This window comes from Mesorhizobium sp. M7A.F.Ca.US.002.01.1.1 (assembly GCF_004022955.1).
GTDB lineage: Bacteria > Pseudomonadota > Alphaproteobacteria > Rhizobiales > Rhizobiaceae > Mesorhizobium > Mesorhizobium ciceri.
Map to the genome: position 1 here is coordinate 21,265 of NZ_RZQE01000011.1, position 21,700 is coordinate 42,964.

17 protein-coding genes and 1 pseudogene are annotated in these 21,700 nt (G+C 55.7%); 17 read left to right on the plus strand and 1 reads right to left on the minus strand.

Annotated elements, in window-relative coordinates; genetic code table 11:
* Window positions 1–48: 48 nt before the first annotated feature.
* The 16 genes from EN932_RS03015 (at window position 49) to EN932_RS03090 (ending at window position 19,021) form a co-directional block, all read left to right on the plus strand.
* Window positions 49–483 (plus strand): hypothetical protein, encoded by a 435-nt coding sequence (locus EN932_RS03015; RefSeq protein ID WP_127365510.1) that lies wholly within the window; start codon window positions 49–51, stop codon window positions 481–483.
* 573 nt (window positions 484–1,056) lie between these two features.
* A complete protein-coding gene (locus EN932_RS03020) occupies window positions 1,057–1,542 on the plus strand; it encodes a hypothetical protein (RefSeq protein ID WP_127365509.1) in 486 nt (161 codons plus the stop codon).
* A 331-nt stretch (window positions 1,543–1,873) separates the two neighbouring features.
* Window positions 1,874–2,194, plus strand: coding sequence for a hypothetical protein (locus EN932_RS03025; protein WP_127369837.1), 321 nt, complete (start codon window positions 1,874–1,876; stop codon window positions 2,192–2,194).
* A 120-nt stretch (window positions 2,195–2,314) separates the two neighbouring features.
* A complete protein-coding gene (locus tag EN932_RS03030) occupies window positions 2,315–3,124 on the plus strand; it encodes a CpsB/CapC family capsule biosynthesis tyrosine phosphatase (RefSeq protein WP_128368713.1) in 810 nt (269 codons plus the stop codon).
* Complete coding sequence (locus tag EN932_RS03035; RefSeq protein WP_024503662.1) at window positions 3,124–3,906, plus strand: polysaccharide biosynthesis/export family protein; 783 nt, start codon at window positions 3,124–3,126, stop codon at window positions 3,904–3,906. Before EN932_RS03030 ends, EN932_RS03035 begins: the two co-directional genes overlap by 1 nt.
* A 29-nt stretch (window positions 3,907–3,935) precedes the next feature.
* Window positions 3,936–6,314 carry a polysaccharide biosynthesis tyrosine autokinase gene (locus EN932_RS03040; protein ID WP_127369994.1) on the plus strand — a complete coding sequence of 793 codons (2,379 nt, stop codon included), beginning with the start codon at window positions 3,936–3,938 and terminating at the stop codon, window positions 6,312–6,314.
* Window positions 6,202–7,461, plus strand: a complete 1,260-nt coding sequence (locus EN932_RS03045) for a hypothetical protein (protein WP_127384805.1) — start codon at window positions 6,202–6,204, stop codon at window positions 7,459–7,461. Before EN932_RS03040 ends, EN932_RS03045 begins: the two co-directional genes overlap by 113 nt.
* Window positions 7,458–8,789: an O-antigen ligase family protein gene (locus tag EN932_RS03050; RefSeq protein WP_127388307.1), complete on the plus strand. Its 1,332-nt coding sequence runs from the start codon at window positions 7,458–7,460 to the stop codon at window positions 8,787–8,789. Before EN932_RS03045 ends, EN932_RS03050 begins: the two co-directional genes overlap by 4 nt.
* Window positions 8,790–8,932: 143 nt before the next feature.
* Window positions 8,933–9,814: a glucose-1-phosphate thymidylyltransferase RfbA gene (rfbA, locus tag EN932_RS03055; RefSeq protein ID WP_013532727.1), complete on the plus strand. Its 882-nt coding sequence runs from the start codon at window positions 8,933–8,935 to the stop codon at window positions 9,812–9,814.
* The gene (gene rfbC / locus EN932_RS03060; RefSeq protein WP_024503666.1) at window positions 9,815–10,369 is read left to right on the plus strand and encodes a dTDP-4-dehydrorhamnose 3,5-epimerase; all 555 of its coding nucleotides are present in this window, start codon (window positions 9,815–9,817) and stop codon (window positions 10,367–10,369) included.
* Window positions 10,370–10,391: 22 nt separating this feature from the next.
* Entirely contained in the window at window positions 10,392–11,462 is a 1,071-nt protein-coding gene (gene rfbB, locus EN932_RS03065) for a dTDP-glucose 4,6-dehydratase (RefSeq protein ID WP_127384803.1), read from the plus strand.
* Complete coding sequence (rfbD, locus tag EN932_RS03070; protein ID WP_128337924.1) at window positions 11,459–12,361, plus strand: dTDP-4-dehydrorhamnose reductase; 903 nt, start codon at window positions 11,459–11,461, stop codon at window positions 12,359–12,361. The genes rfbB and rfbD overlap by 4 nt, the downstream gene beginning before the upstream one ends.
* Window positions 12,358–16,002: a rhamnan synthesis F family protein gene (locus tag EN932_RS03075; RefSeq protein ID WP_127384801.1), complete on the plus strand. Its 3,645-nt coding sequence runs from the start codon at window positions 12,358–12,360 to the stop codon at window positions 16,000–16,002. Before rfbD ends, EN932_RS03075 begins: the two co-directional genes overlap by 4 nt.
* Before the next feature lie 11 nt (window positions 16,003–16,013).
* Window positions 16,014–16,787, plus strand: coding sequence for a class I SAM-dependent methyltransferase (locus tag EN932_RS03080; RefSeq protein ID WP_164753570.1), 774 nt, complete (start codon window positions 16,014–16,016; stop codon window positions 16,785–16,787).
* Between the two features lie 67 nt (window positions 16,788–16,854).
* Complete coding sequence (locus EN932_RS03085; RefSeq protein ID WP_245465024.1) at window positions 16,855–17,625, plus strand: ABC transporter permease; 771 nt, start codon at window positions 16,855–16,857, stop codon at window positions 17,623–17,625.
* Window positions 17,615–19,021 carry an ABC transporter ATP-binding protein gene (locus EN932_RS03090; protein ID WP_127384798.1) on the plus strand — a complete coding sequence of 469 codons (1,407 nt, stop codon included), beginning with the start codon at window positions 17,615–17,617 and terminating at the stop codon, window positions 19,019–19,021. The genes EN932_RS03085 and EN932_RS03090 overlap by 11 nt, the downstream gene beginning before the upstream one ends.
* Here the strand turns inward: EN932_RS03090 and EN932_RS03095 are convergent.
* Window positions 19,016–20,443 carry a polysaccharide pyruvyl transferase family protein gene (locus tag EN932_RS03095; protein WP_164753569.1) on the minus strand — a complete coding sequence of 476 codons (1,428 nt, stop codon included), beginning with the start codon at window positions 20,441–20,443 and terminating at the stop codon, window positions 19,016–19,018. The genes EN932_RS03090 and EN932_RS03095 overlap by 6 nt on opposite strands.
* A gap of 464 nt (window positions 20,444–20,907) precedes the next feature.
* Between EN932_RS03095 and EN932_RS03100 the strand changes: the two are divergent.
* A pseudogene (locus EN932_RS03100) lies at window positions 20,908–21,700 on the plus strand (polysaccharide biosynthesis protein); the annotation flags it as partial.

A 21,700-nucleotide genomic window follows, 5' to 3' on the forward strand; every position in this document is an offset into this window, starting at 1 on the left:
CCGCACCGGGTCGGATGGAGGATGGTTTTGTCAGTCAGGAGCATAGCGTTGCTTGCCGTCGTGGCTGTTTTGTTTGGTGTTGGCTTTCTGGGCATAATCGTCATGCAGAGGGGCGGCCCGTCCCCCGCGAAGCCGGTAGCCGCGCTCGAGCCGTTTGACGGCAAGCTCGCCATTCCATCGGTCGATGATCTGCGCGTCGGCGGTCGCAAGATCCTGCTGTGCGGGGCGGCGTTTTCCAGGCCTCAGGCTATGCGCCTCCTGGTGACGGAAGCGGCGCGCCGAGACTATCAGGGGCTCGTCCTGGCCTGCAAACCTGTAGGTGCCGGAACACCTTGCGACGGCAAGATCGCTTCCAGGGTTGGCGATACCCTTGTTGTGCAGTGCCTGACGGCTGAGGGGGAAGATTTGGCCACCATACTTACGCAGGGCGGAATTCTCTGCGGCCAGCCGGTTCAGGCCGGCGCAACGTACAAACCTTGCTGAGCGGGATTTTCGGGGCCGCCGCAGCGATGCGATGCGTACCGCTCTTTCCCGGAACTCGACGCATAGTGCTCAATCCGTTCGTTTTGACGATCCGTCAGGGCAAGAGTGGCATAGAGATCGCGTCCGTCCGCAACGGCAAACAGAAGGATGCATATGCGCCTTCCGAGCTTCTTGGGGAAGATCCTGAAGAGGCAGAGGTTCCGCCGAATGGTAACACTGCCTCAGTGAGTATCGAACACGAATGCCGTCTGACGCTTGGCTAGTACAGGCTGTGGGGCTTCTTGCGCATTTAGCGTGCCTAATTTCTCCGCGACTCTGATCGGCCTGTCCTTAGGAACAATGGCGACGGAAAGGAAACCTCAATTTCTGTCTGTTAATAATAAACGTGCGCTGGCCAGCTAAATTGCTCATGCCTTCTCACTAAAGTACTGTGCTCGGACAGACACGCATCAGCTTAAATCGCCTCGCGCGCGCGAAACAGGTTGGAATTGTGGCCAAAAACTGGTACGCGCTAATGAACTGCCTTGGACTGGGTGCGCCGGAAGCGGTGCAGCAAGAGGGGATCGAAGACTGATGAACCTTGTGGTTAAAACTGCGCTTGCCGTATTTGTCGTGTCAATCGGGTTTGGTTCAGCTTCATCGTTTGCCCAGGATGCTTCGTGCAGCTGCGCGACACCCTATCAAGGTTCGGCAAGCCCGATCGGATCCATTCATTCCGCCATCGGTGATGTGATGGTGTCGCAAACAACGGGCTATGGCGCTGCCAAGGTCGGAAGCGCGCTCGATTTTGGTAGCCGTGTGGTGGTTGGCGCCAAGGGCGCGGCCTCCGTTCTGGTCGGCGGCTGCAGTCTGGAGGTTTCGGCCAATTCGAGCCTCGACGTTTCCCGCCTTGGCAACAACATCTGCCTCAAGCTTGTCGGCTCTGAGCAGACTGCTGCTATTCAGCCCTCCGGTGGCGGCGCCGGGTTCGGTCCGCCGGAGGCGATTTTCACGGGCGCGCTTCTGACGTCTGGCGTGCTCGCGGCGACGCAGGACGACGACAACGGCGTCAGCCGCTGACGAAGATTAAGCGGTGTTGGCCGCTGTAGTGAAAGTGCTGGATCGGTCGGCGGCCCGGCTAGTTTACTGGATTCGTTAACCATTTGCTTTATTGCTTGGGGTGGGGTGGGTGTGATTCGTACCAACAGGGCGAGTTGCAGGTTTTGGTGGGGTAAAAATGATGAGTTACCATCGGTTCGGGGCTGCTTTTGCTTTTGTTGCATTCGTCGCAGGGGGTGTCCTGTTGGCCGCGCCCGAGGCTGTAGCTCAGCAAACCTGTTCCTGTCTTGCGTCCGTGCCGGCGTCCGCAGACGCGATAGGTCGGCTTACGCAGGTCCGGGGTGATGTCCAGATGTCCCAGGCCGGCGGCTATGCAGGGGTGGATGCCGAGGCGCCGGTGTATGCGGGCGCTCGCATCATGACCGGGGCGCAGGCGTCTGCTTCGCTGGCTATCGGAGCCAATTGCGCGCTCGATATTCCAGCCAATGCCACCGTCAAGGTCGACCCTATCGAAGGCGGCATGTGCGTTTCGCTTGAGACACCAACTGCGACGATCGTACCCGCCAGCTCAGAACCTGGCATGCTGCCGGTTCTCTTGGGCGGCGCCGCCGTCGGTGGTGCCGCCGCCCTTATTATCGGCCTGCAGGATGACGACGACGCGGTCAGCCGGTAGGCGGGATACGACACCCGTTGTTTTGTGTAAATTTGTCAAATGCGTCATTCGCCTTCATGCGGGTGACGCATTTCTATTTTGTCGAGGCGAAGCTTTGCCTCCTCTCAACCAGAAACGCCAATGATCGACCTGCATTCACATATCCTGCCCGGTCTCGATGACGGTTCTCCTGACTTGGCCATGTCGCTGGAGATGGCACGGCTGGCAGTCGCCGACGGTACAACGCATATGGCATGTACGCCGCATGCGATGCCTGGGGTTTATGAGAACGCCACGCCAAACATTGCCGAGGCTGTTCAGGCGTTGGAACTGGAGCTTCATCGCGCTGCCATACCGCTTACCTTATACATTGGCGCTGATGTTCATCTCGCGCCTGATCTTCCCGATCGATTGAGGCTAGGTACGGTGCCCACTCTGAACGGATCCCGCTATTTCCTGTTCGAGCCGCCACATCACATTCTGCCTCCGCGGCTCGAAGACTTCGCCGCCCGTCTCATAGGCGCCGGCTTCGTGCCGATCCTCACTCATCCAGAACGGTTGACCTGGATCAAGGCGAATTACGACGTCATCGAGAGGTTGAATACGCTAGGCTGCCTTATTCAGCTCACGGCTGATTCTGTGACGGGGGTCTTTGGACGTACGGCGCTGTACTACTCGGAGAAGCTGCTGGATGAGGGCAGGGTGGATATTGTCGCCTCCGATACGCACGGCGCCAGCCGCCGGCGGCCAGGGCTTTCGCAGGCGGTTGTCGCCATCGCGAACCGGTGTGGGGAAGATGAGGCTTACAACATGGCAGTGAAACGCCCGGACGCGATATTGCAGGATCGGCCGCTCGTGCCCATCGGAAAGCAAAGCGCGAGAAAGTCGGGCGGCAGCAGTGCGGGGCGGTTTGGCGGATTGGGCCGGTTGTTCAAGAGCGGGGCTCTTTGATGGGCATTTTCGATCTTGCAAGAAGTCGTGCGGGCACCGTGCCCGCCTTACTCGCATCGCTAGCGATATCTGCTTGCGCAAGCACGTCGTCGACATCGACGTCCACCACCAGTTCTGTCGATGCGCTGCAGCCGACGGCGTCTTCATCGGCGCTCTCTGGCGGTGGTACGCTGCAGGTGGTCAAGGATCTTCCGCCGCCGCAGAATACCCAGAATGGCAGCGAGCAGCCGCTGTCCGCCAACGATGTGCTCGAGGTCAGTGTGTTTCAGGTCGATAATTTGAACAGAACAGTTCAGGTCGACGCAGGCGGGCAGATTTCGCTTCCGCTGATTGGAACCATGACTGCAGCCGGCAAGACCGTTCGTCAGCTCGAGAAGGAAATCGAGACTGCCTACGGTGAAAAGTACTTGCAGTCGCCTGACGTGACGATTTTCGTCAAGGAGTCGATTGGCCAGCGCATCACGGTCGATGGTGAGGTCAACAAGGCCGGCATTTATCCGGTGTCCAGCAGCGCTTCCTTGCTCGACGCGATCGCCCTTGCCGGAGGGTTCAATCCGGTCGGTGATGCCGGCAAGGTCTTCGTCTATCGCAATGTCGGCCAAAACAAGCTGGTCGCAAATTACAATGTCGAGGAAATCCGCGCCGGCAAGAACCGCAACCCGCGCATCTATGGCGGCGACGTGGTCGTCGTTTTTGCTTCGAAGTCGAAAATCGCGATGAACAATTTGAAGGATGCGCTGGGCCTCGCCTCCAGCGCTGCCCGCATTGCGGTCATTCCGTAGACACGGACAACCCCAGGATCACCTCGCGCATGCTCGATCGCAACAGGCAGCCCCAACTTGCCGGACCCGGACATGGTCAGGCCCTGTCCGCGGACTCCTATTACGACGTGCCGCAAAACTACGGTCCCTATGGTCGCGACTATGCGGGCCAGGATGAGGGGTTCAACCCGCTCAAGCTGCTTTTATACATCGTCCAGTATCGCTGGCTGATCGTCATGATGGCGGCCGCCGGGCTCGTTGCCGGCGTTATCGTGACGATGATGCAGACACCAAAATACCAGGCGACGACACAGCTCGAAGTTCTGGTGCCTTCGGCGAAAGTGTTTCAGGACATTGAGGTTGTTTCCGAAAACAGCGACGTCCGGGCCTTCCTGACCGCGCGGGAGAAGCTGAAGAGCCGGGCATTGGCTCAGCGCGTGGTGTTCCAGCTTGGGCTTGGCGAAAGGCCGGACTTTCTGTTTCCGACGCCGAGCTTCTCCCCGAGCAATATTGTTTACCGTGCGTTCGGGATGTCCAAATCACCTTCCATTGAGGAGAAAACGCCCGAAGAGCGCGAGGCAATTGCCATCAAGCGCATCCAGGAAGATCTAACGGTCAATCTGGTCACCAATACAAGCCTGTTATCGATCACCTTCGTCGATCAAAAGCCGAAATATGCAAGCGACGTTGCCAATCAGGTCGCGCAGAGTTTTATCGATCAACGTCTCGATCAGACCAGCGAGACCTCCGATCTGGCACGGCAGTTCATCCAGGAGCAGGTTTTGCAGGTGAAGCAAAAGCTGCAGACCTCCGAAAAGGAACTGGTCACCTATGCAAAAGATGCCGGCATCACTGTTACCGGCGACGACAAATCGCTGATCGGCTCGAACATCGAAGCCCTGAACACCGCCCTGGCCACGGCAATCCAGGAGCGTCTTGATGCGGGACGGGTGGTCGATCAGATAGAAAAGGGCCGCGGGTCGAGCCTCGGTCCGGTTCTGGAAAGCGAAGGTCTGCAGAAGCTTAGCGATAAACTGGCGGATCTGACCAGCCAGTATCAGCAGAAATTGGGCATCCTGAAACCCGGTTTTCCGGAAATGCAGCAATTGCAATCGCAGATCAAGGAACTGCAGCGACTCTACAACAACGGCGTGCTGGCGATAACCGATTCGTTGCGGCTGAAATATCAGGAAGCGCAGAACAAGGAAACCGACCTCAAGTCCAAGCTCGCGGAGATGGAGAGGCAGCAGGTTGTCTTCAACGACAAGAATATCAAATACACGATCCTGAAGCGCGAAGTCGACTCCAACCGGTCGCAGTATGACAGCCTTATCGCCAAGCTGAATGAAGTCGGTGTTAGCTCGGAACTCAAGACGCAAAGCGCTGCGATAGTCGATTTCGCTTCGCTGCCCACAGCCCCCTATTCTCCACGTCTGAGCATCAATCTTGCAGTCGCTCTCGCGCTTTTCATGGCCCTGGCTGCATCGATCATCTACATCATCGAGTTGCTGAACAACACTTTCACCAACCCGGAGCAGATCGAGAAAGAGCTGGGACTGACGATGCTCGGCATCCTGCCGCTTGTTGGTGATCGCGAACTCATAGCCAGCATCGCCGATCAAAAATCCGGGCTCTCCGAGGCCTATCGTTCGCTGCGAACATCGCTGCAGTTCTCCGGTGTGGAGGGCGCGCCGCGATCGCTGCTGGTGACCAGTTCGGAACCGTCGGAAGGCAAGTCGACCACGTCGTTCAAGCTTGGCCAGGATTTCGCGGCACTCGGCGCAAGGGTTCTGCTTGTTGACGGCGATCTCCGCAAACCCAACCTGCACCGGCTGTTCGGCCTCGACAATGCGATCGGGTTGAGCAACCTGCTGACAAATACCGTTCGCAAGGACGATCTGCCAGGCATTTTCAGACCGACGAAATACCCCAATGTCACCGTGCTGACGTCCGGAACGATTCCGCCGAATCCGGCCGACCTGCTCTCGTCGCCGAAGATGGCGTTGATCTTGACCAATCTAGGCAAACGCTTCGATCTGGTCATCATTGACGCCCCGCCGGTCGTCGGTCTTTCCGACGCACCAATCCTCAGCCGGCTTGCCGAAGGCACATTGATGGTCGTTTCGACCAATCAGGTCACACGCAAGTCAGCCAAAACGGCACTCAAGCGTCTGCGCTCAGCCGGTGCGAATGTGATCGGAGCGGCGATGTCGAAATTTACAGTCAACAAGTTCGATTACAATTACGCCTATAAATACATGAACTATCAGTACTACGACTATGGCGCGAGTACCCCGAAAATTGAGGGCAAAGTCGATGACGGAGCAGGCCAGCCCGCTCACGCGAAATCTCCGGCGTTCAGGCGTTTGGTTCGTCGCCTCCGTTCTGGTGTTGGCGGTTTCGTCGGTAGGGCTAAGTCGGCTTCTTGAGTCGGAAACGCCGGCCGTCTCGCTTGCGCTCGATCCGTTCAACGTAGATGCCTTGATAGGCGAAATTGCCGGTCGGTTGAGCGAAACAGGCGACGGTGCTGATCTCGATGTCTTGGCAACAAAGGCGAAGGGCGCGCTTCGTTTCAATGTCGCGGATGCCCGGCTCTACAGCCTGATAGGCGAGATTGAGTATCGACAAGGCGAAAAAGATGAGGCTTTCGAACTCTTCGACCAGGCTCGAAAGCTGTCCAAGACTGAAATCCATTCGCTTCAGAGATCGATCGATCGCTCGATCGAGGTGGGCGATCTGTCAAAGGCCGTTGCCGAGATCGACACGTTGCTGCGCCGGTGGCCCGACAGATTTCCAGTCATTGCGGCGGGCTTGCCGGCTATTCTTTCAAACCCGGACGGATACCAGGCTGTCCTGGCAGCCTTGAGGATCGAGGCGCCGTGGAGATCCAGTCTTTTCACCGCCCTTGGTAAGGATCCGCGGGGCCTGCGCGTCGCAAATCAACTGTTGCTGGACCTTGCCGGATCGAGTTCACAACCGACGTCGAAGGAACTGTCTGCCGTAATCAACGGATATATCAGGCAGAAGGAATACGAGGCGGCTTACCGGCTGTTCCTGTTCAGTCTGTCCGATCAGGAGCGGACACTGGCCGGATACATTTTCAACGGCGGCTTTGAACAGATCCTCAGCGGCAAGCCATTCGACTGGCAGGTTCGCGACCGCTCCGGTCTGGAAATTACCTTTGCCGGGGCGCGCGATGTCGGCGAAGGCGATAGCGGAGCGACTGTCCGATTCCTGAATACGCCGGTGAAGAACGCCGCGCTCCAGCAATATGTCGAACTGCCTCCCGGCTCCTACAGGATTTCCCTGATCGCCTCCGCGAGAAACCTGAAGCTGCCCAAGCAGCTGTTCTGGTCCATCAGATGCGCGGATCCGGCGGGCGAAATAGCTCGGTTCGACATTCCGGAAGGCACGTTCAATCGGCGGGAGTTGAGCCTGGATTTCGCGATCGGACCAAGCGCGTGTCCCATGCAATTGTTGCGGCTGGAAACAGCTGCCATCGCTGAGAGTTGGCGATTTCGGTACGTTGGCACGTTGGTCATGCACAAATTGAGCATCGAAAGAGTTTCATCTTGAGAGAGCGGTCAACCCGGTCCACGGAATGGGAAAAATATCTGCTTGGGTCGGTTCTCTTCCTGTCGGTGCTGATTGGCGGCGGCACCGCGAGCGGTCTCTACACCGAAGCGCTGATCGAGGTGGCGGCGATCGTCTCGGCCGCGGCCGTCTTTTCAAGGCCGTCGGAACGCGGCATCCCTCGCTCGGCCCTGTGGTTGCTTGCTCTGGGCCTTGCCGTGTTCTGTTTTCAAATCGTGCCGCTGCCCGCCGCCCTGTTGAGCGGATTGCGGCCTGAGGTTCTACTTGCAAATCCGTGGCTGAGCGGTGAAACCGGGCTGCGTTTCGTCAGTGTCGGCGTGGGACGTACGATCGAGTGTCTGTTGTATTTCGTGGCGATGGCTGCATTCTTTCTGAGCGTCACCCGCTTGCGCCCAGATCAGGTCTACGGCCTTCTGCCCTTCTTTTTCATGGGTGTCATCTGTAACGGACTGGCTGCGGCGATCCAGTATTCGCTCTCCGATACGGTTGCCATACAGGGTTTGTTGCCGTTCACGATCAATGCGGGACTGTTTGCCAACCAGAACCATTTTTCGGCTCTGCTCTTCGTCTCCATTCCCTTCGTTGTCTACTACGGCCTGTTTCGCGGGCACCTTCTGTCCGGGTCGCTCGGCTTGATAACGCTGCTGCTGTTGCTTCTGGCCGCCGGTTCGCGCGCCGGTATTCTGATAGGGCTGGCGATCACCATGGTATCAGTCCTCTTTCTGTCCGCGCGCTCGAGGCTGGGCGGGTATGGAATACCCGCTGTCTTCATCGGGCTTTCGCTCTACACGATCGGGGCGTGGACGAAGATCGATGCGGAAGTGGTTGACCCGGCCTTTGGACGGGCCGAATTTGCCCGCACGACGATCGCGGGAATTGAAGAGAACTGGGCGACGGGCGTCGGCTTTGGGAGTTTTCCGAAGGTCTATCAGATTTACGAAAAGGGAGAGATGATCTTCAAGCCCTACGTCAATCACGCCCACAATGATTATCTAGAATTGGCACTTGAAGGTGGCGCTCCTGTTGTCTTTCTGGTCGCAGCTTACGCGATATTGCTTTTTGCGTTTTCCGTTACGGCACGGCGAGATCCGCTGCAGAAAATGGCGTTTCTCTCAGTATCGTTTCTGCTCGTTCATTCTCTGGTCGATTATCCCTTGCGAACGGCGGCACTGGCGATGACCTTCGCCTATATGAATGGCGTTATCTTTCACAAGGGACTTGCTGAGCGGCTGAGCCAGAGAGGCGAGTCGACCGCCGCCCATGATGACAATCTGCTTGTTCCCGTCAGGCCGGCTTTGGCAAGACGATAGCAATGCGTCGCCTGAATTGGCCATGGATTGGCGCCGGATCGTGACCCAGTCATTTGACGAACGCCGAGATTGACAAGCCAGTGCATGGAACCTAAGCACGGGCGGCTAGGGCCGGGGGGTTCAGGCATGTCAAGGAGAGCTTCTTGAAAGGAATTATCCTTGCTGGAGGCAGTGGAACGCGTCTTTATCCACTAACATTAGCAGTCTCTAAGCAAATTCTGCCGATATACGACAAGCCGATGATCTATTATCCGCTGAGCGTTCTGATGCTCGCGGGTATCCGAGAGATTCTGATCATTTCGACGCCGCGTGACCTGCCGGTTTTTCGCGATCTGCTTGGCGATGGATCGGAGTTCGGGCTCGACCTGTCCTATGCCGAGCAGCCGCAGCCCAACGGGCTGGCGGAAGCGTTCATCATCGGCCGCAATTTTATCGGCAAGGACAACGTGTCGATGATCCTCGGCGACAACATCTATTTCGGCGATGGGCTGTCGCAGCTTTGCCGCGACGCTGCCTCGCGCGAAAAGGGCGCTTCGGTGTTCGCCTATCATGTCGAGGATCCCCAGCGTTATGGCGTGGTTTCCTTCGACAAGGCCACGGGAACGGCGCTGACGATCGAGGAAAAGCCGCAGGTGCCGAAATCCAACTGGGCGGTCACCGGTCTCTACTTCTATGACAACGATGTCGTCGACATCGCCCCTGCCATCCGTCCCTCGGCGCGCGGTGAGCTCGAGATCACGGCGGTCAACAACGTCTACCTCGAGCGCGGCCAGTTGCATGTGCATCGGTTGGGGCGCGGCTATGCCTGGCTCGACACCGGCACCCATGACAGCCTGCATGAGGCCTCGTCCTTCGTGCGCACCATCGAGCACCGCCAGGGCATCAAGGTCGCCTGTCCCGAAGAGATCGCCTTTGAACAGGGTTGGCTGACTGTGGACCAGGTTCTGCGTCGCGCCGATCACCTGGGCAAGAACGAATATGCCGCCTATCTGCGCCGGCGTGTCGTCGACCTGTCGGAGGCCTAGGTGCTGGAAGTCAGGCCCCTTGGCATCGATGGCGTTCTGGAAATCGTTCCGAAGCGACATGGCGACGCGCGCGGCTTCTTCGTCGAAACCTACAATGCCGAGCGCTTTTCGCAGGCCGGCATAGACTTGGCTTTCGTGCAGGACAATCATTCCTATTCCGCCGCGGCGGGCGTCTTGCGAGGGCTTCACTATCAGCTTGCGCCGCGCGCCCAGGACAAGCTGCTGCGCGTCATCCGGGGCAGCATTCTCGATGTCGCGGTCGACATTCGCCGCGGTTCGAAAACCTTCGGAAAATGGGTCGCTCTCGAAGTGTCGGCCGAAAAGGGCAACCAGATTCTGGTGCCGAAAGGCTTCGCGCACGGCTTCGTGACGCTCGTGCCCGACACCGAGGTCCTGTACAAGGTGACCGACACCTATTCGCAGGCGCATGACCGGTCGATCCGTTTCGACGATCCCGCCATCGGCATCGAATGGCCGTCATTGACCGGCGGGTTCCAGCTCTCGGACAAGGACCTGAAGGCGCCGCTGCTGGCTGCCGCCGAGGTGTTCGCCTGATGGGTTATTTGAGGACAGCGGCATGAATTTTCTGGTGACGGGCGGTGCTGGCTTTATCGGTTCGGCGGTATGCCGGCATCTATGCGCCAACCCGGCCTATCGGGTGACCAATCTCGACAAGCTGACCTATGCGGGAAACCTCGCCTCGCTGCGGCCGATCGAGAACGCACACAATTATCGCTTCGCGCAGGCCGATATCTGCGACGAAAGGGCCGTGCTCGATATCCTCCGGCGCGACGATATCGACATCGTCATGAACCTGGCCGCCGAGAGCCATGTCGACCGCTCGATCGATGGGCCGGGCACTTTTGTCGAGACCAACATCGTCGGCACCTACAAGATGCTCAATGCCGCGCTGGAGTACTGGCGCGGCCTGCCCGAGGACAGGAAGAGCCATTTCCGCTTCCATCATGTCTCGACCGATGAGGTGTTTGGCGATCTTCCCTTCGATGGCGGCATGTTCGTCGAGGAAACGCCCTATGCGCCATCCTCGCCCTATTCCGCCTCGAAAGCGGCCTCGGACCATCTGGTGCGGGCCTGGCACGAAACCTATGGCCTGCCGGTCGTGCTTTCCAATTGCTCGAACAACTACGGACCCTATCACTTTCCCGAAAAGCTGATCCCGCTGGTCATCCTCAATGCGCTCGACGAAAAGCCGCTGCCGGTCTATGGCGCCGGCGCCAATGTGCGCGACTGGCTGTTCGTCGAGGATCACGCGCGCGCGCTGGAACTTGTCGCAACCAGGGGACTGCCGGGCGAAAGCTACAATGTCGGCGGCAATTCCGAGCGGACGAACCTTGGCGTCGTCGAGACGATCTGCGATCTGCTCGACAGCAGGCGGCCGCGGGCAGGGGGCAAGAGCTATCGCGACCTGATTTCCTTCGTCACCGACCGCCCCGGTCACGATCGCCGCTATGCCATCGACGCCTCGAAGATAGGCCGGGACCTGGGCTGGACGCCCAATGAGAATTTCGACAGCGGCCTCGCCAAGACCGTCGACTGGTTTCTCGACAACAAATGGTGGTGGGGACCGATCCGCGAGCAGCGCTATGCCGGTGAACGGCTGGGCGAAGCACGCAAGGGGGCGGCGTGAGGCTGGTTGTCACCGGGCGCGACGGACAAGTCGCGGCAAGCCTCCTGGAGGCCGCCCAGGCGGCCACCGGCGTTGAGGTCATCGCCATTGGCCGTCCGCAACTCGACCTCGCAAGACCCGACACGGTGATCGAAGCCATCGCGGCCGCGAAGCCGGATATCGTCGTGTCGGCTGCCGCCTACACGGCGGTGGATCAGGCCGAGGACGAGCCCGATCTGGCATTCGCGGTGAACGCCGTCGGCGCCGGCAAGGTGGCGCAAGCGGCGGCGCTGCTTGGCGTTCCCGTCATCCATCTTTCGACCGACTATGTTTTCGACGGCACCAAGGACGCAGCCTATGTCGAGACCGACGTGACCGCACCAGCCAGCGTCTATGGCGCCTCCAAGCTTGCCGGCGAACAGGCGGTTGCATCGGCCAATCCGCGCCATCTGATCCTGCGCACGGCATGGGTCTACAGCCCGTTCGGCAAGAATTTCGTGAAAACCATGCTGCGGCTGGCCGCCGACCGCGACGAGATCGCGGTGGTGGCCGATCAGTGGGGAAATCCAACATCGGCACTTGATATAGCCGACGCGATCCTGCATGCGGCGGCACGGCTGCACGAGGGGCCCGCCACATCCGGCATCTACCATCTGGCCGGAACCGGCGAGGCCAACTGGAGCGGCTTTGCCCGCCATATCCTCGACACAAGCCGCGTGTTGGGTGGTCCCTGGGCGCGGGTACGGGACATTGCTACGATGGACTATCCGACCAAGGCGCGCCGCCCCGCCAATTCCCGGCTATCGAGCGCGAAATTCGCCGACATGTTCGGCTGGAATGCACCGGACTGGCGTCAATCGACGGAGGCAGTGGTGCGCCGGCTTCTCGACGGTGAGACGAAGCAGGCATTGACGGCATGAACAAGCACCCTGCAGTGGAAAACACGCGCGATGCCGCTCCTGTCGACGAGCCGGCGCCGAAAGCGCGCAAGGCAAAGGCGGCCAAGCGCACCTGCATCATGGTGCTCGGCATGCATCGCTCGGGCACGAGCGCGTTGACGAGGGCGATTAATCTGCTTGGCGCGGAGTTGCCAAAGAATTTGCTGGGAGCAAATCCCTCCAATCCAGCTGGCCACTGGGAGCCGGCACGCCTGATCGAACTGCACGACCAGATGCTGGCTGAAGCAGGAAGCAGCTGGGATGACTGGCGATCCTTTGATCCTAACGATCTTGGCGCGCAACGTCTCCGCTTTTACAAGGCCGAGATCGCGCGGTTGATAGACGAGGAATACGGCAGCGCGCCGCTTTTTGTGCTCAAGGAGCCGCGTATCTCACGTTTCGTGCCGCTGTACGCGGAAATCTTTAAACGCATGCGTATCGACGTGCGCTACGTGCTGATTGAGCGAAATCCGTTGGCGGTGATCGCCTCGCTGGCCAACAGGGATGGGTTCACGACCGGCTTTAGCTCCCTTCTTTGGCTGCGCCATGAATTGGAGGCCGAACGTGCGACTAGGGATTGGCCACGCATCTTTGTATCCTATGAGGCCATGCTTGATGATTGGCGTACCGGGATCGAAGTGATCACCAATACTCTCCAGATCGACTGGCCACGGTCAAGAGCGGAATGGCAATCGTTGTTGGCCACGCACTTCTCGGGTGACCATCAGCATTTTGCAGCCAGCACAAGTCTACTCGACGCCGACCCTCGCATCGCCCGGTGGATCAAGGAGGCATACGGCGCACTCTTAGAGCTTGGGAAGAGCAATCGTCATGACGTCGCCATGGCGCGGCTCGATGCCATACGTATCGAATTTGATCGCGCAAGCACAATCTTTGGGGATGCGTGTTTCCCTGAAATGAATGTGCGCATCAAGACGATGTCTATGGTGCAAGCCGAAGTGCAGAGGCTGGCCGACGAAAATTCCGCCGAGGCTGAAAAACTTGCTACCGAGGCCGAAAAGATGCGCGCGGAGGGCAGTGTGCGCGAGGCCAAATTCGCAAATGATATAGCGAAGGCGCGACGAGATTCTCAAAAAGAGGCGGATCGAAAAGATGCAGAGTTCAAAAATAGTCAGGTCCTGATTTCTAGGCTACTCGGCGAAATTGACAAGAAAGATTTGGAGATTGCTCAGAAGAACGAATTTATTTTAGAAGAAAAACATAAATTGTTGCATGCCGTAGAAGAAATATCTGCCTTAAGGAAAAGCAAGTCGTGGAAAATCACAGCTCCGCTTCGTGTCACGAAAATTGGAGGATCTCGTATAGCTTCTGCGATATCCTTTCGTGGTTCAGGCAGGCAGGCGGTTAAAATCGTCGATTTAGGCAAAATGAGGGGTGCTTACTATCTATTGAATCGTGCGATATCTGTCTTAAGAGACGATGGTGTGCATTCTGTACTGGACCGAACTAAGCGCTATATCTTGAGAAGGCGCGGTGCTTTATCTAGTCAGAATCTTAGTATCTCAGGAACTACATCGTCATTCTCGTTTACAAACGAGATTGGGGCAACCAATGCTAGGCGACCCCTGCCCGAGCGGGATGTTGCCATTCGGACGCCGCTGCCCAAAACATCAAAAGTTGTGCTGCCAAAGAATGTGGCGATAGTCATTCACGCGTTTTACACAGAGCTATTTCCAGAAATTCTTACGTCGCTTAAAAATATTGAAACAAATTTTAAGCTTTATGTGTCGACGACAGACGAGCATAAAAAGAGAATCATAAGCGATATGTGCTCCGAGTACGGAGTCGTTAATGTGGAAATTCGAGTCTTCGAAAATAGGGGGCGAGATGTCGCGCCTAAGATCGTAGGTTTTCGCGATATCTACGACAAGCATGAGTATTTCCTTCATCTGCACACAAAAAAATCCCCACATTTGTCGGATTTGGAGGGGTGGCGATCATATTTGATAGGCAATCTTGTTGGGTCAACAGAGATTGTCAGGTCTATATTTTCGCTGTTCCTGTCCGATAAAAGAATTGGGGTGATTTTCCCTCAGCATTTCGGCCCAGTTCGCGCGATGCTCAATTGGGGGTTCGATTTCGAAGCAGCAAAAAATATTTTACGGCGTGCGCATTGGGATCTTAGTAAAGACAGTGTCCTGGAGTTTCCCTCCGGCTCCATGTTCTGGGGACGGTCGGCCGCCATGAAGTCTCTTCTTGATCTAGAATTGAGGTTCGAGGATTTCCCAGATGAGGCCGGTCAAGTCGACGGTACTTTGGCGCATGCGATCGAACGTAGCTATTTACATTTTGCAGAATGCGCTGGATTTCACTGGCTGAAGGTTCAGAGTGGTGCCGAACCACCATCGGAATCGCTTCTCACGCTGGAAAAGCCGACCGACGTCAGGCTGCTGGAAAGAGTTTATGTCCCGCTTTTTGAGGAACCAGGGCGATCAGAACTCTCGCTGAGTAGGAGTTACGGCGAGCTTCGTCCATTGAGAATGACGAAGTCGAACAACGCAAGGCCAAGGATCAATCTGCTCCTGCCCACGATAGATCCGCTGTGGATATTTGGTGGTATATCGACTGCTTTGAAGATATTTGATGAAGTAGCTGACAGATTAGCTGGTTTTGACAAGAGGATCATTGTGCTGGATTCTCCCGTTGATACGAATCATATGCAGGGATTTCCGAAATATACCTTGAATTCTTCTGTGGGTGGTGCTGTCGTTTTTGAAGCATTCGATCGGATGCGTGGTTTGGACGTGCGTAAAGATGATATATATGTCTCCACAGCCTGGTGGTCAGAGTATCTTCGTACATTCATAGCCGGTTTTCAAAACAAGGCCTTTGGGCGTAGCTCAAGCGCCTTATATTTCATACAGGACTACGAGTCGAATTTTGTGCAGTGGTCTTCGCGGTGGGCGATCGCGGAATCTACATACAATTTGGCTGAGAATGTCATTGCTCTGGTGAACTCGGAGGAGCTTTCTTCTTTTATGAGTCAGAGGTTTGGGCGGACAGATCAGATCGTTGTTCCCTTCCGCGTGAACGAGACAATTGGGCGGAAGATCAGGTCTGTCCCGAAGGAGCGGATCATTCTGTGCTATGGCAGACCAAGCGCTGCTAGAAATTGCTTTGAAATAATCGTTGACGGTTTGTCGCTATGGCAGCAGCGAAACCCCATCGATGCCAGCAATTGGCAAGTGATCTTTTTAGGTGAAAGCTTCGACGCCGCGAGGGCGTGGCCAGTGCAAAACAGTGCAGTTCCCGGCAAAGTTAGCCTTGAAGAATATGCCGAATATTTGAGCCGGGCGAGTGTCGGAATCTCTCTTATGATTTCTCCACATCCTAGCTACCCGCCGCTGGAAATGGCCCATGCTGGCCTCATCACAATTTCCAATAATTATGACACAAAGGATATTTCTGCGCGAAGCCAGAACCTAGTGGGACTTGATCAGGTAACACCCGATGCCGTCGCGACAGCTATGGAGAAATGCATCCAGTTGGCTGAAGAGAATATCGGTTGTGTCATAGATCGAAAAGGTATCCGGGAAATCCCCCTTATTGGAACTAGATACGATCCTGCGGAAATTGCAGCCAGATTACGCTCCTCGACATGAATGGAAATGATATGGATACATTTAACTTTCGGGGCTACGAAATCCCGGTGCATCTTATGATGTTGACAGGCGGGGGGCCGGATACATTCGAGGAGATCTCAAACAAACATTTTTTATCATTAAAGAAACACGTGGCTATAGATCCGAGCCACAACCTTCTTGAGATCGGTTGCGGGATCGGTAGAGACGCGATCCCACTCAGTTCGTTCTTGACTTCAGGGTCGTATATGGGGGTGGACATAATTAGGCCGTCTATAGATTGGTGTGTTGACAATATTTCGAAGCGCTCGCCAAATTGTGAGTTTGTGCATTTTGACGTCAAAGATCAACTTCACAATCCGCATGGTACCATAAGTACAAAGGATATCCGTCTTTCGACGAAAGAAGGCTCGGTGGATAGAATTTTTCTTTTTTCAGTTTTCACTCACATGTTTGAAGCGGAGATAGTCCACTATCTGAAAGAATTTAGAAGGTCCGTTAAATCGAATGGGCTTGTGTATGCTACAACATTTATATTCGACGATATAATTCTGGCGAAGGCTAGGGAGACTAACCTGACAATATTCGATCTTCGTTTTGAGCACCAAATTTCGGACGGATGCAGAATTAACAATCTGACTTTTCCACTTGGTGCGGTGGCCTACACAATGGATAAATGGATGGAAATGATTGAAGTCGCAGGATTCAGGCTGTTAACGCCGGCGATCCGCGGTAGCTGGTCTGGGGCTTTCATCAACGAACTAGATGGACAGGATGTCCTTGTGCTTGAGCCCAATGAAGCTTGATGCCAATGGATTTTAGCTACGATCGCTGATTGAAGAGATGCTTCCAAATTTGCGCTTACTGGGATTGGTGTTCCCCCTCATCCATCGCGAAGTCGCCGGCCGTTATCGCGGTTCCGCGTTCGGGTTGCTATGGTCCTTGCTCAACCCGCTGTTCATGTTGGCAGTCTACACCTTCGTTTTCGGTGTGGTGATGAAGTCGCGGTGGATTATACCTGGCCAGCAGAGCGCCACCGATTCGACCGGGGAATATGCGGTCGTCCTATTCTGCGGGCTGATCGTTTTCCAGTTCTTTGCAGAGGTGGTTTCGCTTGCACCTGGGTTGATCGTGGCCAACGCCAACTACGTCAAGAAGATCGTCTTTCCGATCGAGATACTGCCTGTGGTTTCTGCTGGGGCGGCATTGTTTCATGCTGCGGTCAGTCTGTTGGTGCTGCTGGTCTTCGCTTTCGTTGTTTTTGGCCATATTCCACTCACGGTCGTTGCGGTGCCGTTGGTCTTTGCGCCACTGGTCATTATGGTGCTTGGCATCGCTTGGGTATTGGCGTCCATTGGTGTCTATTTTCGCGATATGAGCCAGATCGTAGCGCCGCTGGTGACAGCAACTATGTTCCTCTCTCCGGTTTTCTTCCAAAGGGCCTCGCTGCCGGTATGGCTCCAGCCGTGGCTGTCGCTTAACCCGCTCGCGATTCCCGTAGAGAGTTTTCGCGATGTAGTTCTTTTTGGCGTGGAGCCGAATTGGCTGGGGCTTGGCTGCTATTCACTCGTGGCGATTGTAGTTGCATCTCTCGGTTACCAATTTTTTCAGAAGACCCGCAGGGGCTTTGCCGATGTCCTCTAGCGAGTTTGCAACCGAGTCGGGCGGAGGTATCTCGGGTTTCGCCATTCGTGTACGCGACGTATCCAAACATTATGTCATGTTCGAACGGCCCGAAGACCGCTTCAAACAGATGATAGTCCCACGACTGGAGCGCTTGATCGGTCGGCCACCGCGCCGCTATTTTCGCGATTTCTCAGCTCTGTCCGGAATTTCGTTCGAGGTCGGCCGAGGCGAGACTGTTGGCATTATCGGCCGCAACGGCTCTGGCAAATCGACGCTACTGCAGATCATTTGCGGCACGCTGCAGCCAACCAGCGGCTCGGTCGAGGTCAATGGCCGCATCGCCGCGCTGCTGGAGCTTGGCGCTGGTTTCAATCCCGAATTTACCGGGCGCGAAAACGTCTTCCTTAATGCCTCGATCCTCGGCGTGCCGCGTAAGGAGATGGAGTGGCGTTTCGACGACATAGCGCGTTTTGCCGATATCGGGTCCTTCATCGACCAGCCTGTGAAGACCTATTCATCGGGCATGTACGTACGTTTAGCGTTCGCCACAGCGATCAACGTCGATCCGGATATCTTGGTGGTGGATGAGGCGCTGGCCGTCGGTGACGAGGCATTCCAGCGCAAATGTTTCGCCCGTATTGAGGACATCAAGGATGGAGGTGGCACCATCCTATTCGTGAGTCACGGCGCGCAAACGATCGTACAGCTATGTTCGCGAGCGATCTTGCTTGATGCGGGGCAACTCATCTCACAAGGGCGCCCAAAACCTGTGGTCAATCAATACCAGCGCCTGCTAAATGCTTCCGGCGAGGCCTTTGCGCAAACCCGGGAGAGTATTCTGCGTTCAGCTGGCATACTCGAGGTTGCTAAGGAAAGAATCGCACCGGACCCTGTGATAGGGGCGCCATCGGCTCAGCCGGATGCTACTGACTATCTTGATCCAGCTATGAAGACGCAGTCCGCCACGGCGACGGAGGAGCATGGTGCACGTATCCATAGTTGTCGTATCCAGACGATGGCTGGAAATGAGGTGAACGTTCTCCAGTTGGGTAAGCGTTACGTTTTTGATTTCAAGGTAAGTTTCGAAGCTGACGCGACAAATATTGCTTTTGGAATGGCCTTTAGAAACGTAACCGGGTTGATATTAGCTGGTGCTCATAATTCGGATAAGAAAATCTTCCGCATTCCGGCGGTAAAATCTGGAACAACAATTTCAGTTGGATTCGAGTTCAACTGCTTGATGCTTCCCGGTGTCTATTTTGTTGGGTGTTCAGTTTTTGGCTCGTCCTCGTTTGAACAAAATATAATGCATAGAGTCGTTGATTCAGTGATGTTACGTATCGCGGCCGAGCCGGATCTGCTCGCATCGGGATATTTTGATCTGAGCCCGATGATTAGAGTTGAGACTCTATAGGTATTCCTCAAAAGAAGTTAAATCACCGTGGTCGGAGGCGCCGACACGCGTATATCTGGAAAAGTTTAGGGCCTCGCCTCTCATTGCGTCGGTTTGTTCTTGGGAATTCCAGTGTGAGATGCTCGGAGAAGAGGTGATACGGTACGTTTCCCCGGCTGACTCGCTCTCGTACCAATCGAGGTGGTTTGCTTCATACGGGTAATACACACGCAATCCTTGCTGTAGTCGGTGGAAGCTCTCTCCTGCACGATAAAGGGCAAAAGTTGTATCGATCATCGCCCGCTGGTAGGCAATCTTGCGTCCATTGTGTTCGAACCATGATGGCTCCTTTTGCCAGAACTGATCGATATGGCGGTTCATCGCGTGATTATAGAGGGCATAGCTCTTTGGAATGTCGTGAATTTTCAGCATTGGGCCTACACACGCAACATCTCTAAAGGTGTCCAATAGATCGTCAAATACCGTAAGCATATCGCCTTTGACGCCGCTCAGTTCTATGTCGCAGTCAGTTACAACGTAGCGGGATGGTTCTGCCCAATTGGCGAAATATGCGTCAATCGTGCGATTGACATTGTCTAGCTCGCTGGCAACGCTAATCGGCCCAGATCTGAATACCTGTACCCCGGTCCTCTCAAGGTCATTGAGAATTTTTAACGTATTTTGGTCGGAGCTTCCGTTGTCATGCACGATGATATCTACCTCCCTATCGAGCTTGCGGTAAGATTCGACTGATTTAAGTAGATAATCACCTCTATTAAAAGATATTATAAAGACAGGTAGTGGTCTGTTTCTGCATTCTGCAATGCCATGAAAATATATTTTCTTATCTGCAGTGAAATCAAATTCATTCGCGTTTTCGGTAAGAGCGTTCGACAGGGCATCGCAGTCGATATCCATTTCATGCATCTGGCATCGGGGAAGAATTTCCGAGATTGACCATGCGCGATCGATATGGAGCGCGTTCTTTTGCGGCCTTCTCGCTAGGGAAAACCAATCGTGAAACTTAAAACCATCGCCGGCAACCTGATCGGAGAATTCGATCCAGGCATTCGGAATGCCGAGCGCCTCGGCGAACACTAAACCATGAAGTGACGAGCTGATTGCATATCGACATTGAGCGAGAGTCGATATGAAGGCCCCAGGCTCTTGGTGTACGTCCAGGACCTTTACGCCATCCAATTCAGATAACTTCCGCACGTTAGTATTAGCTTGATCAACGTAGTGCGGGATCACGGCTAGGTCATATTCGATAGCTGGCTGTGGACCGTTTAAAAGGAGTTTGGAAAGGAATCCAGGGTCACCCAGCGGTATGTCTGGCAATCGGACTGATAAGGTCGTCGATAGTTCTTTATGAGATAACTTGCCGCGCAATGCTAGCACTCTGGAGGGCAGAGGACTCCCTGTTCCAAATTTCGGGTGCATGACCCCACTGCCCCACACATAGGAGTTCTCGTTGGATTGAGAAAGTATGCTTCCAGTTCCGATAAGGTGAGTTCGAGAAAGATCGGAAGTCCAGATGGGTTCACGGGCCGTCAAGATTCGTATTATATCAGGAGAGAATTTGTCGCCAACGTTGTTAATTCTGAGAAAATACTGAAGTGGTATCATGCTGTTTGTAAGTTGCCTCGACGAAGGTTCATAGTCGACGAGGGCTTACCATTTTCTGAGCGGAGCGGCCAGAGGAACCGTATCTCCGGTCCGCGTGCTCAGCACATTTACCGATTCCAGTTGGGAAAAAACCTCTAGCTATGCCCTCCGCCCCGCAGTATGCGATACACCACGGCGGGGGCCGGGGATGGCACTTAAGGTGGATCGGTCACGAAGTATCTTCGTGTTCGCACTTCGCTGGTGTCGATGCCCTTGAGCCTGGAGTCTAGTGCCGTCCAATGAATTCCCACCTTGAAGCTGTGTTCGGGCTCAGGCCACAGATGCGGCGCGCCTTCATCATGGTCCAGGACGTGGTCATGGTCCTGGTCGCCGTGGCACTCAGCCTTATTCTTTCGCGGTCGAATCTTTCGTTCGAAGCGTTCTCCAACGAGGGTCTGGCGACATGGGCGGGCATCGTCGTCATCAGCCATTTGTTGTTCCGCTACAGTGGCCTCTACACCACCGTGTGGCGCTTCGCCTCGACGCCGGACTTTTTCAACATCCTGAAGAGCTGCGCGATTTTGACGTTCACTCTTTACATGGCGTCGCTGCTGCTGCGTTTTTACCGGCCGGTGGCGGGGCTCAACGAGCGTCAGTTCATCGTCTTCTTCCTCGTCTCCTTCACCATCATATCGGCACCCCGGCTGTTCTACCGCTTCCTGCGTGACGGCGCGAGCTGGGGGATTCTGAGCCGCAAGACCGACCAGCAGGCCAAGCGCGCTCTGTTCGTCGGCCGGCTCGGCGAGGCCGACCTGATCATTCGCTTCACCCGCACGGCGCAACCGGCGGACTATTCCATCGCAGGCATCATGGCCACCGAGCGCGGCGCACCGTTGGGCACGCGGATCCAAGGTGTTCCCGTGGTGGCGACCATGCCGCGCCTGATCGATGTCCTGGAAGACTATGCGACCGGCACCAAAAGCCTGGACCTGCTGATTTTCGGCAGCGGCGCCGAGCACGAAATCGAAGACTATTCGGAACTTGTGCGCATTGCCCGGCACGGCGACATAAATGTGGTGCAGTTCTCAGGCC

Coding starts and splice junctions, on each gene's coding strand:
- EN932_RS03020 (WP_127365509.1), top strand. CDS start 1,057: ATGAACCTTGTGGTTAAAACTGCGCTTGCCGTATTTGTCGTGTCAATC.
- EN932_RS03025 (WP_127369837.1), top strand. CDS start 1,874: ATGTCCCAGGCCGGCGGCTATGCAGGGGTGGATGCCGAGGCGCCGGTG.
- EN932_RS03030 (WP_128368713.1), top strand. CDS start 2,315: ATGATCGACCTGCATTCACATATCCTGCCCGGTCTCGATGACGGTTCT.
- EN932_RS03035 (WP_024503662.1), top strand. CDS start 3,124: ATGGGCATTTTCGATCTTGCAAGAAGTCGTGCGGGCACCGTGCCCGCC.
- EN932_RS03040 (WP_127369994.1), top strand. CDS start 3,936: ATGCTCGATCGCAACAGGCAGCCCCAACTTGCCGGACCCGGACATGGT.
- EN932_RS03045 (WP_127384805.1), top strand. CDS start 6,202: ATGACGGAGCAGGCCAGCCCGCTCACGCGAAATCTCCGGCGTTCAGGC.
- rfbB (WP_127384803.1), top strand. CDS start 10,392: ATGAATTTTCTGGTGACGGGCGGTGCTGGCTTTATCGGTTCGGCGGTA.
- EN932_RS03075 (WP_127384801.1), top strand. CDS start 12,358: ATGAACAAGCACCCTGCAGTGGAAAACACGCGCGATGCCGCTCCTGTC.
- EN932_RS03080 (WP_164753570.1), top strand. CDS start 16,014: ATGGATACATTTAACTTTCGGGGCTACGAAATCCCGGTGCATCTTATG.
- EN932_RS03090 (WP_127384798.1), top strand. CDS start 17,615: ATGTCCTCTAGCGAGTTTGCAACCGAGTCGGGCGGAGGTATCTCGGGT.
- EN932_RS03095 (WP_164753569.1), bottom strand. CDS start 20,443: ATGCACCCGAAATTTGGAACAGGGAGTCCTCTGCCCTCCAGAGTGCTA.